The sequence below is a fragment of the Aquabacterium sp. genome (assembly GCF_021768455.1).
In the GTDB taxonomy this organism is placed as follows: domain Bacteria; phylum Pseudomonadota; class Gammaproteobacteria; order Burkholderiales; family Burkholderiaceae_C; genus Aquabacterium.
Window position 1 is genome coordinate 1 of the sequence record NZ_JAIZVX010000114.1, and the last position, 14,124, is coordinate 14,124.

General features: G+C 67.6%; 11 protein-coding genes. 6 read left to right on the top strand and 5 right to left on the bottom strand.

Annotation, left to right across the window (positions count from 1 at the left end; genetic code table 11):
• The 4 genes from QZ994_RS14400 to QZ994_RS14415 form a co-directional block, all read left to right on the top strand.
• The coding region (locus tag QZ994_RS14400) for a helix-turn-helix domain-containing protein (RefSeq protein ID WP_290872955.1) at positions 1-553 on the top strand (553 nt) is incomplete at its 5' end.
• 120 nt (positions 554-673) lie between these two features.
• Positions 674-3,832, top strand: coding sequence for a bifunctional proline dehydrogenase/L-glutamate gamma-semialdehyde dehydrogenase PutA (gene putA, locus QZ994_RS14405; RefSeq protein ID WP_290872958.1), 3,159 nt, complete (start codon positions 674-676; stop codon positions 3,830-3,832).
• Between the two features lie 126 nt (positions 3,833-3,958).
• Positions 3,959-5,443, top strand: coding sequence for a sodium/proline symporter PutP (putP, locus tag QZ994_RS14410; RefSeq protein ID WP_290872961.1), 1,485 nt, complete (start codon positions 3,959-3,961; stop codon positions 5,441-5,443).
• A 128-nt stretch (positions 5,444-5,571) separates the two neighbouring features.
• Positions 5,572-6,048: a hypothetical protein gene (locus QZ994_RS14415; RefSeq protein WP_290872964.1), complete on the top strand. Its 477-nt coding sequence runs from the start codon at positions 5,572-5,574 to the stop codon at positions 6,046-6,048.
• Between the two features lie 65 nt (positions 6,049-6,113).
• Here the strand turns inward: QZ994_RS14415 and QZ994_RS14420 are convergent, their stop codons facing one another.
• Positions 6,114-7,088, bottom strand: coding sequence for a YafY family protein (locus QZ994_RS14420; protein WP_290872967.1), 975 nt, complete (start codon positions 7,086-7,088; stop codon positions 6,114-6,116).
• Positions 7,089-7,154: 66 nt separating this feature from the next.
• Complete coding sequence (locus QZ994_RS14425) at positions 7,155-8,291, bottom strand: hypothetical protein (RefSeq protein WP_290872970.1); 1,137 nt, start codon at positions 8,289-8,291, stop codon at positions 7,155-7,157.
• A gap of 302 nt (positions 8,292-8,593) precedes the next feature.
• On the opposite strand from QZ994_RS14425, the gene QZ994_RS14430 reads away from it, so the two are divergent.
• Entirely contained in the window at positions 8,594-8,995 is a 402-nt protein-coding gene (locus tag QZ994_RS14430) for a c-type cytochrome (RefSeq protein WP_290872973.1), read from the top strand.
• On the opposite strand, the gene QZ994_RS14435 is transcribed toward QZ994_RS14430, so the two are convergent.
• The 3 genes from QZ994_RS14435 to QZ994_RS14445 form a co-directional block, all read right to left on the bottom strand.
• Positions 8,996-9,484 carry a GNAT family N-acetyltransferase gene (locus tag QZ994_RS14435; protein ID WP_290872976.1) on the bottom strand — a complete coding sequence of 163 codons (489 nt, stop codon included), beginning with the start codon at positions 9,482-9,484 and terminating at the stop codon, positions 8,996-8,998.
• A 44-nt stretch (positions 9,485-9,528) separates the two neighbouring features.
• Complete coding sequence (locus QZ994_RS14440) at positions 9,529-11,484, bottom strand: methyl-accepting chemotaxis protein (RefSeq protein ID WP_290872979.1); 1,956 nt, start codon at positions 11,482-11,484, stop codon at positions 9,529-9,531.
• 252 nt (positions 11,485-11,736) lie between these two features.
• Positions 11,737-13,329, bottom strand: coding sequence for a subtype B tannase (locus tag QZ994_RS14445; RefSeq protein ID WP_290872982.1), 1,593 nt, complete (start codon positions 13,327-13,329; stop codon positions 11,737-11,739).
• A 503-nt stretch (positions 13,330-13,832) separates the two neighbouring features.
• Between QZ994_RS14445 and QZ994_RS14450 the strand changes: the two genes are divergently transcribed.
• Complete coding sequence (locus tag QZ994_RS14450) at positions 13,833-14,027, top strand: hypothetical protein (RefSeq protein WP_290872985.1); 195 nt, start codon at positions 13,833-13,835, stop codon at positions 14,025-14,027.
• The last annotated feature ends 97 nt before the right edge of the window (positions 14,028-14,124 follow it).

Here is a 14,124-nt window from a genome sequence, read left to right on the forward strand (position 1 = left end):
CCTGCGCAACGAGCAGGACCAGGACCTGCTCGACCGCCTCTTCGCCCAGCCCCGCTACCCCACCCTGGACGCCGGCTTCCAGCACCTGCTGCGGTACGCCAGCACCGAGCTCGACCGTTTCGGCAACGATCCCATGCTGGCCCGGGGCCTGGGCGGCTCGCTGCTGCGCGCCCTGCACCTGCGCCTTTTCAGCGAGGCCACGGAACAGGGTGTGGGCCGCCATGGCCGCATCGACCTGGGCCGCATCGACGCCTTCATCGCCCGCCACATCGGGCGCGCCATCGGCGTCAGCGAACTGGCACAGGTGGCCTGCCTGAGCCTGAGCCACTTCCACGCCCAGTTCAAGGATGCGGCCGGCATGACGCCGCACCAGTACCTGCTGGAAGCCCGCCTGCGCCACGCCTCGCAGCTGCTGCGAGACAGCGCCCTGCCGCTGGCCCAGGTGGCCGAAGAGGCCGGCTTTTCCAGCCAGAGTGCGCTCACCACCGCCATGGGACGCCACCTGGGCGTGACACCCAAGCGCCTGCGCCAGGCCCGCATGTCACCCTTGTGACAGGCCCGGATTTTTCACAAAAACCACCAGAGCCTTCTGCAAGACACCGCGCGCCGCCAAACCTAATCTCCAGGCCTGGGCCACCCCGCCCGTCCCATCCCGCCTCAGAGATTGCGCACGATGTTCAGAGCCAGCCAGATCCTGCAACCCGGATTCCAGATCGGAAAGCCGGAAGACGTCTTCCCCCTCATCAGCGCCAACTACGCGGTCGACGAGGCCGCCTACCTGGCCGAACTGATCGAACTGGCCGACCCGGGCCTCAAGGGGGTGGAGACCATCCGCGCCGAAGCGCGTGACCTGATCGAGGCCGTGCGCCGCCAGGACAATGCCGTCGACACGCTCGACGCCCTGCTGCGCCAGTACAGCCTGGACACCCAGGAAGGCCTGATGCTGATGTGCCTGGCCGAGGCCCTGTTGCGCGTGCCCGACCCCCACACCGCCGACGCCCTGATCCGCGACAAGCTCAACGGCGCCGACTGGGACAAGCACGTCGGCCAGAGCGACAACGTGCTGGTGAACTTCGCAGCCTGGGGCCTGGTGATGACCGGCAAGGTCGTCAACCTCGACCAACCCGGCTCGGGCAAAGCGGGTGGCGTCATCAACCGCCTGGTGCAGCGCTCCAGCGAACCGGTGATCCGTGCGGCCATGAACCAGGCCATGAAGCTGATGGGCAAGCAGTTCGTGCTGGGCCGCAGCATCAGCGAGGCGCTCACCAATGGCCGCCCGCAGCGCAAGCAGGGCTACACCTACTCCTTCGACATGCTGGGCGAAGCCGCCCTCACCGCTGCCGATGCCGAGAAGTACCTGGCCGACTACCGCCAGGCCATCGCCACCGTGGGCAAGGAGCCGCAGGTGGGCCCCGGCCCGCGCCCGACCGTGTCCATCAAGCTCTCGGCCCTGCACCCACGCTACGAAGTGGCCCAGCGCGAACGCGTGATGAGCGAGCTCTTTGCCCGCGTCCGCGACCTGGCTTCGCTGGCCCGCAGCCTGGATGTGGGCATCACGATCGACGCCGAAGAGGCGGACCGACTGGAACTCTCGCTGCAGCTCTTCGAGAAGCTGATGCGCGACCCGGCCATCGCCGGCTGGGGCCAGTTCGGCCTGGTGGTGCAGGCCTATTCCAAGCGCTGCCTGCCGGTGCTGATGTGGCTCACCGCCCTGGGCAAGAGCCTGGGCGCACAGATCCCCCTGCGCCTGGTCAAGGGCGCCTACTGGGACAGCGAGATCAAGGGCTCGCAACAGGCCGGCCTGAACGACTACCCGGTCTTCACCCGCAAGGAAGGCACCGACACCTCCTACCTCGCCTGCGCCCGCTTCCTGCTGAGCGAGCACACGCGCGACGTGATCCGCCCGCAGTTCGCCACGCACAACGCCCACACCGTCACCAGCATCCTGAACATGGCGGGCAACCGCCGCTTCGAGTTCCAGCGCCTGCACGGCATGGGCGATGCGCTCTACGACACGGTCATCGCCCGCCACAAGGTCGATGTGCGCATCTACGCCCCCGTGGGCGCCCACCGCGACCTGCTGCCCTACCTGGTGCGCCGCCTGCTGGAAAACGGCGCCAATTCCTCCTTCGTGCACCAGCTGGTCGACCCGACCGTGCCCGTGGCCGCCCTCATCCACCACCCGGTTCGCCAGCTGCAGCAACAGCCCTCGCTGCGCAACGACCGCATCCCCCAGCCGCCCGCCCTGTTCGGCACCGAGCGCACCAACTCCCAAGGCATCAACATGAACATCAGCCAACCCTGGGCCGAACTGCAGGCCGCCCTCGCCCCCCAGCTGCAACGCCAGTGGACGGCCGCCCCCCTCATCAAAGGCCAGCTCCTGAGCGGCGGCAGCACGGTTTCCGTGGCCTGCCCGTATGAACTTGGTCGCACCGTGGGCCAGGTGCAGTACGCCACCGCCGCGCAGACCACCGAGGCGCTCGACGCCCTGGCCGCCGCCTGGCCGCGCTGGAACGCCACCGCCGTGGCAGACCGCGCCGCCATCCTCGAGCGCCTGGCCGACCTGCTCGAAGCCCACCGCCCCGAGCTGATGGCCCTGTGCACGCTGGAGGCCGGCAAGAGCCTGCAAGACGGCATCGACGAAGTGCGCGAAGCCGTGGACTTCTGCCGCTACTACGCCGTGCAGGCCCGCACCCGACTGGGCCGCGAAACCCTGCCCGGCCCCACGGGCGAGCGCAACGAGCTCTTCCACGAAGGCAAGGGCATCTTCGCCTGCGTCAGCCCCTGGAACTTCCCCCTGGCCATCTTCCTGGGTCAGATCGCCGCTGCGCTGGTGGCGGGCAACGTCGTCCTGGCCAAACCCGCCGAACAGACCAGCCTGATCGCCTGCCGCACCATCGAGTTGGCCTTTGAAGCGGGCCTGCCCACCGACGTGATCGCCTTGTTGCCGGGCACGGGCGCCGAACTGGGCGCCGTGTTCTGCCGCGACGTGCGCGTGGCCGGTGTGTGCTTCACCGGCTCGACCGACACCGCCCGCGTCATCAACCGCGCGCTGGCCCTGCGCGATGGCCCCATCGCCACCCTGATCGCCGAGACCGGCGGCCAGAACGCCATGATCGTCGACTCCACCGCCCTGCCCGAGCAGATCGTGAAGGACGCCGTCGCCTCGGCCTTCACCAGCGCCGGCCAGCGCTGCTCCGCCCTGCGCGTGCTGTATGTGCAGAACGACATCGCCGAGCGCGTGATCGAGTTGATCAAAGGTGCCATGGCCGAACTCCGCGTGGGCCCCACCGATGTGCGCGAGAGCGACGTCGGCCCCGTGATCGACGCCCGCGCCCTCCAGGGCCTGCAGAACCACGTCAACACCCTCAAGGCGCAAGGCAAACTGATCGCCGAGGCCACGCTGCCCGCCGGGCTCAACGGCCATTTCATCGCCCCCGTGGCCTTTGAAATCAGCGGCATCCACGAGCTGAAGAAGGAAAACTTCGGCCCCATCCTGCACGTCGTGCGCTACGAAGCCAAGGCGCTGGACGAGGTCGTGGCCGCCATCAACGCCACCGGCTACGGCCTCACGCTCGGCGTGCACAGCCGCAACGACGACACGGCACAGCGCATCGAGTCCGCCGCCCGCGTGGGCAACCTCTATGTGAACCGCAACCAGATCGGTGCGGTGGTCGGCGTGCAGCCCTTTGGCGGCTGCGGCCTCTCGGGCACCGGCCCCAAGGCCGGCGGCCCCTCCTACCTGCTGCGCTTTGCCAACGAGCGCACCACCACCGTGAACACCACGGCCGTGGGCGGCAACGCCTCGCTGCTGTCGCTGGCGCACGGCTGATCACCTTCTTCACCACAGAGCAGGCCCACCTGCCAACACCGGGGTGAGGAGACACACCCGCCCTGGGCACAGACCTCCGCTGCACGTCAACCTGGCCCGTCCCACGGGCTTTACCAAGCTGCCCTCATGAGTTTCACCAACCCCACCCTGATCACCTTCGTGATCTACATCGCCGCCATGGTGCTGATCGGCTTCGCGGCCTATCGCTCCACGGAAAACCTCTCCGACTACATCCTGGGCGGCCGCAGCCTGGGCAGCTTCGTCACGGCACTGTCCGCCGGCGCCTCCGACATGAGCGGCTGGCTGCTGATGGGCCTGCCCGGTGCGCTGTTCGTGTCCGGCGTCTCGGAAAGCTGGATCGCCATCGGCCTGATCGTGGGCGCCTACCTGAACTGGCTCTTCGTGGCCGGCCGCCTGCGCGTGCACACCGAGCACAACGGCAACGCGCTGACGCTGCCCGATTACTTCAGCCACCGATTCGATGACGGCAGCCGCGTGCTGCGCATCGTCTCGGGCCTGGTGATCCTGGTGTTCTTCACCATCTACTGTGCCTCGGGCATCGTGGCCGGTGCGCGCCTGTTCGAAAGCACCTTCGGCATGAGCTACGACACCGCCCTGTGGGCCGGCGCTGCCGCCACCATCGCCTACACCTTCGTGGGCGGCTTCCTGGCCGTGAGCTGGACCGACACCGTGCAGGCCAGCCTGATGATCTTCGCCCTGATCCTGACCCCTGTGGTCGTGATGATGGCCTGCGGTGGCATCGACCCCACCCTGCTGGCCATCCAGGCCAAGAACCCCGAGAACTTCAACCTGTTCAAGGGCACGAGCTTCGTGGGCATCGTCTCGCTGATGGCCTGGGGCCTGGGCTACTTCGGCCAGCCCCACATCCTGGCGCGCTTCATGGCCGTGGATTCGGTGAAGTCCATCGCCAACGCCCGCCGCATCTCCATGACCTGGATGATCGCCTGCCTGGCTGGCGCCTGCCTGGTCGGCTTCTTCGGCATCGCCTACTTCGCCACGCACCCCGAGCACGCCGCAGCCGTGGCCGAGAACCCCGAGCGCGTCTTCATCGAACTGGCCAAGATCCTGTTCAACCCCTGGGTGGCCGGTGTGCTGCTGTCGGCCATCCTGGCCGCCGTGATGAGCACCCTGAGCTGCCAGCTGCTGGTCTGCTCCAGCGCGCTGACCGAAGACTTCTACAAGCCCTTCTTCCGTCCCAACGCCAAAGACAAGGAACTGGTCTGGGTCGGTCGTGCCATGGTGATGCTGGTCGCGCTGATCGCCATCGCCCTGGCCACCAACCCCAACAACCGCGTGCTGGGCCTGGTCTCCTACGCCTGGGCCGGTTTTGGTGCCGCCTTCGGTCCGCTGGTGCTGTTGTCGGTGTTGTGGAAGGGCATGACCCGCAACGGCGCGCTGGCCGGCATCGTGGTGGGCGCGCTCACCGTGATCGTGTGGAAACAGTTCGGCTGGCTGGGTCTCTACGAGATCATCCCCGGCTTCGTCTTCTCGGCCATCGCCATCGTGGTCTTCAGCCTGACGGGCCCCAAGCCCTCGGCCAGCATGGTCAAGCGCTTCGAACGCGCCGACCGGGAACACGCCGCAGCCTGATCCCCGCGCAGCCCAGCCCCCTTGCCTTTGCGGCATCGGGGCTTTTTTCATGGGCGCGAAACTGTGCGGTCGCGCCCCCGCATTTCGGCCGATGCCGCAAGCGCCGGGCGTGCCACCATGCCCGCATGATGCGCCCATCGTCCGCCCCTGCCCCGCTGCCGCTGCTGGCCCTGGCGGGGTTCGTGACACTCGGCCTGCTGGGGGGCTGCAGCCTCTACCCCCTCAGCCCGGTCACGCAGGAGCTGCAGGTCGACACCGTCGCCCTGGCGCCGCGCCTCACCTACGGCGTCAGCAGCACCCCGTTCTGCCTGCACCTGCGGTACCGCAACGATTTCAAGGTGGTCTACAGCCAGCACGAGGTCGAAGCCTGGGCCACCGACGGCACCTGTGCCACCAAGGGCGCACGCCGCCACATCGAGACCCTGGCCCTGAGCTGGCGCTATGACGGCTACACCCAGCAAGACAAGCTCTGCGGCAGCGCCGACACCTGCACCATGGCCGACCAGCGCCTCATCGAGGGGCGCCTGATCCAGTGCGTTTCCGCCCGCGCACGCGACGGCGACCAGAGCGCTTTCCTCAGCAGCGACCAGGCCAACTGCCGCTGACAGGCAGGCCCTCCCGGGCGGCATCTGCCTGGATCGGGGGCCTAGACCGGGTCAAGCAGCCCGGATCAAGCGTAATGGGCGCGTGCCGCGTCCAGCTTCTTGACCACCGCGTCACGCAGGGCCTTGGGCGACACCACCTCCACCTCGGCCCCATGCCGCAGGATGTCCATCACCAGCTCGGTGCTGTCCACATAAGGCAGCTTGAGCTCGTAGCGGCCATCGGGCAGGGTGCGGGTCTGCTGCTCCGGGTGCCACTGCTCGCGGGCCACCCACTGGGCCGCATCGGCGCTGAAGGCCAGCGTGGCCCAGTTCACCTTGTTGCCCGCGAAGATGCCGTAGCCGCCGTCGAGCTCCTGCTCCACGCGCTTGAGCGAGATGTCCTTGGCCTTGTGGCCGCTGAGCTCGGCCGATTCGATGGCATCGAGCGCAAAGCGGCGCAGCTCATTGGCCTGGTGGCACCAGGCGTCGAGGTACCAGGTGTTGCGGTAGTGGATCAGGCGCTGCGGCGAGACCTCGCGGTCGGAGGCGCTCTTGCGGGTGCGCGTGAAGTAGCGCATGGCGATGCGCTGGCGGTTCAGCAACGCAGAGCCGATCAACTCGAAGTGGGCGCTGGGCACCGGGCGCTTGCCGGCGTGGATGATGCGCACGCGGCGCATCAGTTCGGCGCTGTCGGTGTCGGTCGTGCCCAGGAGCTGGTAGATGCGGTCCAGCAGGGGCTGCAGGTGGCGGCTGAGCATGCCGTCACCATCGAGGCCCGAGAGCAGCTGGTGCGCCATCAACAGGCTGTAGAGCTCTTTTTCATCGAACCACAGGCCGGGCAGCTCGTGCTTCTGGCCGCGGAAGTCGGTGCTGAACTGGTAGAGGTTGTCGAGGCGGCTGTAGACGATGGGCGCATCCAGGCGGTCACGCAGGAACTGCAGGTCGCGCTTGAGCGTGGCCGGCGAGACCTCCAGGGCTTCCAGCATCTGCTCGAAGCTGGCGCCGCCCTGGTGGCGGATGAGTTTCTCGATCTTGTAGAAACGTTCGGTGCGGTTGCCCATGTGCTGGCTCCAGTGTTCGCAGGCTCACCTCCTGAGCCTGCGAACACTTTAGCAGCCTCCGTGCCATCAGCCCAGTTCGGCAAACAGCGAAGCCTGCCGTGCCGTCAGCCAGTGCTCGGCCGGCAGGGCCACCTTGGGGTCGGCCAGACGGCGCGGCTGCGGGCGCGGCACGACGTAGCCGCGGGTCTCCAGGGCCCAGCCCTCGGTGGCCTGGGTGTCCGACAGGTGGCGGGTGCCCGGCCCCTGCGCCTCGACGATCAGCTCCGCCTGCATGGCCGTGAGCTGGCGTGCCACGCGCTTCCAGCGGTTGAGCACCATGCGGCTCTGCCAGGCGTCTTCCACGGCCCAGCGCAAGGGCAAGGCGCCCTCACCCAGGGCCAGCGCCTTGGCCTGGGCTCGGTAGGCCTCGAGGAAGCTGGCCACGTCCTTGCGCAGCGCCTTGCCGGGGAAGGCGGCGCGCACACGCTCCAGGCGCTCCTCCAGGGCCTCCGCCTGAGCCTGGCCTTGGGGCAGCAGCACCTCGGCCTCCATCAGCACCAGGACCAGGCGGCACAACACGGCCTGCAGCGCCTGAATGGGGTTGAACACACGCAGGCGGTTGGGTGGCAGCACCAGCATGGGCAGGGTGGCGGCCTGGGCATGGTCCAGCCTTTCGACGAACGAAGCCAGCACGGCGGTGCGGGCCCACTGGGCGCCGTTCAGGCCATCCACCTCGCTCACGCCGCCCTCGCAGTCCTTCATGAAGCGCAGCGCGTCTTCGAAACCGTGGTCGGCCTTGGCGCGGTTGGCACGGGTGCTGAGCACGGCGAGGTTGCCGGCGGCGTAAGCGGCGTTGTTGAACACGCGGTCGACCGAGCCGTCCGAGGCCTGGCCCGTGCCGTGGGTCAGCACCTCGCGGGTCACCGGGCAATGGCTTGCATCGATCAGCTGCAGGTAGCGCGGCGTGACCTGCTCGGTGTCGAAGACCCGACCGCGGCCCAGGGCATTGAGGCGCAGGCTCAGCCACTTGCGGGCGTGTCGGGTGGGTTGCAGGGTGCGCAGGCCGAAGGTCTGGCGGCCGGCGTCGAAACCCTGGGCCAGCTGCGGCCACGCCAGGAGCGCATCGTCCGCCGGGGTGACCCCGTAATGGGCGAAATCCCAACCCAGCTCGAAAGCCAGGTCCACGCCCAGGTTGCTCAGCGTAAAAGTGGTGTTGACGCGCATGTGGTGCTCCTTGGTGACCTCGGCCTGCACACCCGTGTGAGGCCGACCATGGAACACAGTTTGGCGAGCCACAGGCTCACAGCGTGAGCCTGCACACAGCCCTTTTTCACACCGCTGCGGCGCCATCCAGGCGTGTTTTTTCGGACACGGCACTGCTACAGGACGAGACACCGCCACCGCACGGCACCGCAGTGGTGCTCCATCCTGGAGAAAGCCTCCCGTGACTTGACACGCGTCAAGTTCCCGCGCGGCCAAAGGCCTAACTTGGGATCACCCCGCTTGATTTCCTTCAGGAGCCTCACATGACAAGCAAGCCCCATCTCACCCTCGCCGCCCTCCTCCTGGCCTGTGCCAGCACGGTGGCCCTGGCCGAGGAATCTGCCAAGGACAAGGCCGCCCTGGGCATCGCCAACAATGCCGGCTGCATGACCTGCCACCATGTTGACCCGGGCGCCAAAGGCCCCAACGGCCTGCCCCCCATCGGCCCACCCTGGCGCGACGTGGCCGCCAAGTACAAGGGCCAAAAGGGTGCCCTGGAACAGCTCACCCACACGGTGATGACCGGCTCCAACCCCTACGAAAGCCACTGGAAGGGCAAGGCCTCGGGCCTGGCCATGCCGCCCAATGCGGCCGCCATCAAGGAAGCCGATGCCCGCAAGCTGGTGAAATGGATCCTGGCACTGGAGCCGGCCAAGGCCTCCTGATCAGAGGGTCTTGAACATCACCAGGGCGTCGACCAGGCCCAGGCGGGCATGGCGGAACGCCCCTGGCAGTCGGCCCACCGTGGCAAAGCCCAGGTGGCTCCACAGGCGCACGGCGCGCTCGTTGGTCGAGACCACCAGGTTGAACTGCATGGCCAGGAAGCCCAGCGCCCTGGCCTGCTCCTGCGAGTGCTCGCACATGGCCGCGGCCACGCCCTGCCCTTGCGCCACGGGCGCCACGACGTAACCCGCGTTGCACACATGCGCCCCCAGCCCCGGCTGGTTGGCCTTGAGGTAGTAGGTGCCCAGCACCTGACCCTGTTCGCCGCAGGCCACGAAGGTGGCGGCGGGCAGATCCATCCACACCTTGCGGATGTCGGCCTCGCTGCTGTCCGGGTCGTAGGCATAGGTGTCGCCTGCGGCAAACGTGGGTTGCAGGAAGGCCCACAGGGCGGGCCAGTCGGCGGCGGTGGCGGGTCGGATCACAGGCATGCCCACACTTTAGCGCCGTGCCACCCAGGGGGCCGCCTTTGCCCTCAATGCCCGTGGTGCGCCAGGCGGAAACGCGACACCACTTCCGACAGCCTGTGCGCCTGCTCGCGCAGGGATTCGGCCGCGGCCGAGCCCTCTTCCACCAGGGCCGCGTTCTGCTGCGTCATCTGGTCCAGTTGCGTCACGGCGGCGTTCACCTGCTGCAGCCCGGTGCTCTGCTCATGGGTGGCCAGCGAAATCCCGCCAATCAGGTCGGACACCCGCTGCACGGCGGCCACCACCTCCTGCATGGTCTCGCCCGTGCGCCCGACCAACTCCGAGCCCTCGTCCACCCGCTCGACCGAGGCCTGGATCAGGCCCTTGATCTCCTTGGCGGCCTGGGCCGATCGCCCCGCCAGGGCCCGCACCTCGCTGGCCACCACCGCAAAACCGCGCCCTTGCTCACCCGCGCGGGCGGCTTCCACTGCAGCGTTCAGGGCCAGGATGTTGGTCTGAAAGGCGATGCCATCGATCACGCCAATGATGTCGGCGATCTTGCGCGAGCTCTGGTGGATGCTGGCCATGGTGTCCACGACCTGCCCGACCATCTGCCCACCGCGGGCCGCCACCTCGCTGGCCTCACTGGCGCGCTGGGTGGCCTCCTGGGCCGAGGCCGCCGTCTGGCGCACCGTGCCCGAGATCTGCTCCATCGACGAAGCCGTTTCCTGCAGGTTGGACGCCGCGTGCTCGGTGCGGGCCGAGAGGTCGTTGTTGCCGCTCGCGATTTCGCTGGCCGCCACCTTGACCGAGCCACTGGCTTCGCTGATCTGCACCAGCGAAGCGTTCACCTTGTTCACGAAGCCGTTGAAGCCCTGGGCGATCTGGGCCAGCTCGTCGTGGCCCCGGGCGTCGAGTTGCACGCTCAGGTCGGCATCGCCACTGGCCAGGCCCTGCATGGCCTGACGCAGGCGGCGCAGCGGCGCCATCAGGCGGTGCACCACCCCCACCAGCAGCACCGCGGCCACGCCAGCGCACAAGAGGGCGGCAATGACCGTGCTCCACAGCAGGGCCCGGGCCGAGGCCGTGGCCACGCTCTTGGGGAAACTCACCTTCACGGCCCAGGGTGCCATGTCGGGGTGGATGCGCACGGGTTGCAGCAGGTGGACCAGACCCTGGGCGTCTTCATAGTGGAAGGGCTGGCCGGCCTTGACCTGGGCCAGGGCCTCGGGCGGGATGTCGCTCGCCGGCTTTTGCAGCATGGCCGCATCCGGGTGGCTGGCGTAGAGCCCCCCGTTGGAAACCAGGCTCAGCGTGGCCTGCTCGATGGGGTGCAACTCGGCCAGCAACTGGCCCAGCTGGTTCAGGGTGAAGTCGGCGCTGCTGGTGCCCTTGAACTGCCCATCGATCAGGATGGGTGCCACCAGCGAGGCCATCAGCACGTCCTTGCCGTTGATGGGGTAGACATAAGGCTCGGTGAAAAACACCTTCAGGCTGCGCTTGGGCACGTCGTACCAGTCGTTGCCACCCGGGGTGTCGACGAACACGATGGGCTCCACCAGGAAGCCGCCGTCCGGCTTGCGCGTCCAGTAAGGCATGTGGCGGCCCGAAGCGTCAAAGCGGGGCTTCTGGTCGGCAAAGTCGGCGTCGTGGCCGTCGAGCGCATTGGGCTCCCAGGTCACCGCCGCGCCCACGAAATCCGGAGAGCTGGCCAGCGCGCCCTTGACCATGTCGTCGATCTGATCGCGCTGCAAAGGGCGCCCCGCCTGGCGGGTGTTCTGCATCGCCGCGCTCAACTGCATCACCGTGCTCAGGTTGCTGCGGATGCGGGTTTGCAATGCACCGGCCGCCTCGCGGGCCGAGGTCTCGGCCAGCTTCATGGTGGCAGCCTCGGCTTCGCGGCTGCTGTGGACCCCGATGACAGCGCCGGTGATGGCCAGGCTGCCCAGCACCAGGCCCACGCCGGCCAGGCACAAACGGGTTTGCAGGGACAAGCGACTCAATGAAACGACGGAGAGTGGCATGGTGCTGGCGAGGGGGTAGAAATGAGGGATAACCCTGTTTCGACACGCCGGCCGTGAACTTGAGCACGGGCAAACTTCGCACCAAATTGGCGCATGGCGCGATCCGTCATCACCGCGTCACAAAACCCCACCCTGCCAAAGACCCACTGCCTGTTTTTTCAGCAGCCCAAGCCCCTTCCCAGGGGGAAGGCCCCGAGTCCCAAGCTTGCCAACAAGGTTGTCCACAGGAAACGGGGACAACTTCGCGCCGACTCAGCGCCCTGGCCGCCGGTAGCCGGTGATCTGGGCGATCCAGTCGACCATGCCTTGCGGGTCATCGTCGGCGCAGTGGCCGCCGTCCCAGAACAGGGCGGCGTTGACGTCGCGTCCACGGTTTTCCAGCCCGGTGGCCAGGTTGATCATCACCGACTGGGCGTTGTCGCTGTCGCTGCTGCCATTGCGCAGCCACCAGTGTGCGGCCATGCCCGGATGCTGCTGGGCCACAAAGTACATGGGGTTCATCATGTCGACCAGCTGGCGCAGACCTGGTTCGAGCTCGGCATCGGCCTGGCCACTGGCCCGGCGCAGGCTGTAGGGCGTGAAATGACGGGCGTCCACGGTGGCTGTGCCGAAGAGCCGGTTCTCGGGCGTGCCCAGCGTGAGGCTGTCGAACGCAGGGGCCCCTTTTTTCGGGCCCACATGCACCGTGTAGTCGGCAAACGAGAAGCTGGCCTGCTGACCATCCCAGCGGATCCAGGGGTTGGCCACGAGGTAGGCCTCACGCTCGGCCTGGCCCAGGGTGCGCAGGTAGGCCGTGGCCGAAGGCTGGGTGTAGGTCTGGAGCATGTAGCTGGCCAGGCGGGCCCCGGTGACCGGGCCGAACCCCGCGCGCCCCTGCAGTCCCAGGCTGTCCTGATGGGCGGGAAAGGCCGCCGCCAGTTCGCGCGAGACGGTCTCGTCCACCTTGACGCGCCGGGTGGCCACCCCCTGGTACATCCATTCGTAGGACATGTCGGCGTGCTCAAGGTCGGTGATGGGGCTGTAACAGGCGCTGGCGAACACGTGATCCGGCGCGTCGGCCGCGCCCACGGCCCGCAGTTCGGCCTCGTAAAGCGGGCTGTTGCCGGAGGCACCCAACAAGGCAGACAGACCGCCCCCGGCGCTGCAACCGGCCGAGACGATCCATTGCGGGTTGCCTGGCAAGCGCCCTGCGTTGTGGCGCACATAGCGCACCGCCGCCTTCAGATCGACGATCGCGGCCGGGGCCTTGCCGAAGTAGCGGCCATCGGCAGACTGGTTGTCCCAGCCACGCGCACCGGGCGTGACCACCACATAGCCCGCAAGCAAGGCCAGATCGACACGGCTGCCATTGCCGCCTGTGAACGAACGCTGCCCGCCCCGGCCCTCACCCGCCGGCACGGCAGGCGCACCTGCTTGGCCCATGGGCGGAGGGCCCCCCTCCGCGCCCGGAGGCGGCATCCCGGGCGGCATCATGCCCATGGCCCCACCGCCTTGGGCGTTGTTCACCGAGTGGTAGCCCCCCACGGTGATGTCGAGCACGATGGGTGCGGCGCTGGCGTCCACGGCCCGGCCGTCGATGGCCACCGGCACCTTCACGTCCAGGCTCTGGTAGGCCACATCGACCGGGCGCGCCACATAAGGCAGGTGCCTGTAGACGTGCAAACGGACCTCGTGGTCCTGCCCTGCCAGGCGGACGGTGTGGGTCTCGGTCTCGAAGCGCTCCGGCAGGAAGCGCAGCGGATCGGCATCGGACGCCGGGGCCAAGGCCGCAGCCCAGGACGGCATCGCCAAGGGCAGGGCCAGGCACAAGGCGCTGACCAACGCAGGCAAACGGATGGGGTTCATGCGAAGGGGTCTCTCCAAAGAAGGGGCCCCGTGCGCAGAAGACCACGGCCGGGGCGGGTCCATGACGGAGCAGAAGGTAACCACACCTGTTTTCGGCCGTATGTGGGCTTTGTACAGGGTGTTGCGCTGTGCAAAGAGCGTGGCGGGAAACAACAGTGGTGGCGCCCACAGCCAACCCCGGGGCCAGAGAACAGGGCTTCAAGAAGTGCGCCAGGCAACAAAAAAGCCCAACCATTTCTGGTTGGGCTTCTTGATTTGATCAGATGGTGCCGGAGAAAGGAATCGAGCAATCGAACCGACGCCGCTAAGGTATTGATTCGTAAGGCGGTGTCCGTGGTGTTTGTTGATGGACTACCCACGTTTCTACCACAGCAGCAGACGCCCCCGACACACCTTCCCGCGTCCGTAACCATCTCGGAGCCGCGCTTGTAAGGTCTTTCAACCCTGACCATGATCCGCCCCGCGTCGATGTTGACGTGCCAGAAGCAAGAACAAGGGCAAGCATGGTTATCAGCTTCACCATCAACCGCACCACCGTGGAACTCAACACCGGGGGCTCCCTCTGGATCGATACGGCACACCTTCAGGTGTACGCCGCAAAGGGCCCCGCGTGCGTCACGCTGAAGGAAGACCCCGGCCACGGGTCGCGGGTACGTGAGGCCCTCGGGTGGCACCTCATCAGCAGCCGCAAAGGTTGACCGCAAGGGACAAGGAGGGAACCTAAAAATTCTGGCGAAAAAATCTGAGACCTCCCTTGATCCAGATTCGCGGCCTCAGTCCCCCCATGCCCCGGTG

Bases quoted from the DNA above. Each gene is read 5' to 3' on its own strand.
- putA (WP_290872958.1), top strand. From the start codon at position 674: ATGTTCAGAGCCAGCCAGATCCTGCAACCCGGATTCCAGATCGGAAAG.
- QZ994_RS14415 (WP_290872964.1), top strand. From the start codon at position 5,572: ATGCGCCCATCGTCCGCCCCTGCCCCGCTGCCGCTGCTGGCCCTGGCG.
- QZ994_RS14445 (WP_290872982.1), bottom strand. From the start codon at position 13,329: ATGAACCCCATCCGTTTGCCTGCGTTGGTCAGCGCCTTGTGCCTGGCC.
- QZ994_RS14440 (WP_290872979.1), bottom strand. From the start codon at position 11,484: ATGCCACTCTCCGTCGTTTCATTGAGTCGCTTGTCCCTGCAAACCCGT.
- putP (WP_290872961.1), top strand. From the start codon at position 3,959: ATGAGTTTCACCAACCCCACCCTGATCACCTTCGTGATCTACATCGCC.
- QZ994_RS14430 (WP_290872973.1), top strand. From the start codon at position 8,594: ATGACAAGCAAGCCCCATCTCACCCTCGCCGCCCTCCTCCTGGCCTGT.
- QZ994_RS14435 (WP_290872976.1), bottom strand. From the start codon at position 9,484: ATGCCTGTGATCCGACCCGCCACCGCCGCCGACTGGCCCGCCCTGTGG.
- QZ994_RS14425 (WP_290872970.1), bottom strand. From the start codon at position 8,291: ATGCGCGTCAACACCACTTTTACGCTGAGCAACCTGGGCGTGGACCTG.
- QZ994_RS14450 (WP_290872985.1), top strand. From the start codon at position 13,833: ATGGTTATCAGCTTCACCATCAACCGCACCACCGTGGAACTCAACACC.
- QZ994_RS14420 (WP_290872967.1), bottom strand. From the start codon at position 7,088: ATGGGCAACCGCACCGAACGTTTCTACAAGATCGAGAAACTCATCCGC.